At 73.2% G+C, this 437-nt stretch carries 1 protein-coding gene; it reads left to right on the top strand.

Annotated elements, in window-relative coordinates; all coding sequences use genetic code 11:
- The coding region (locus tag G3I78_RS48615) for a TrmH family RNA methyltransferase (protein WP_164437048.1) at positions 1-279 on the top strand (279 nt) is incomplete at its 5' end.
- Positions 280-437: the final 158 nt, after the last annotated feature.

Raw genomic sequence — 437 nt, 5'->3', positions numbered from 1 at the left:
GACGTCCTCGACTGGGTCGCCGCGCAGCGGTCCGCCGGGGTCCCCCTGACCCTGCTCGGGACGGACGAGGACGGCGACGTCGAGCTCGCGGACCACGACCTCACCGGCCCGACCCTCGTCCTCACCGGCAACGAGACGTCCGGCCTCAGCGCGGGGTGGCGCGAGGCGTGCGACGTCATGGTGAGCATCCCGATGCTCGGCTCGGCGAGCTCGCTCAACGCCGCGAGCGCCACGACGGTCGTGCTGTACGAGGCGGTCCGGCAGCGCCGGGCGCGCTGACGCTCCCACCCGGGAGCAGCCTCTGCTGCACCGCCGACAGCCGGTGCCGGGCATTTGCGAGCGGTCCCGCCGAATGGTGGACTCCTGTGACCGCGCTCACGACAACGGGTCTAGACTCCCCAAGGTCGGGGCCCACCATCGTGGGCGTCCGACCGTCC

The sequence above is a fragment of the Streptomyces sp. SID13726 genome (assembly GCF_010548375.1).
GTDB lineage: Bacteria > Actinomycetota > Actinomycetes > Streptomycetales > Streptomycetaceae > Streptomyces.
The sequence above is the reverse complement of the archived record's forward strand: the minus strand, read 5'-3'. Positions and strand labels throughout refer to the sequence as shown.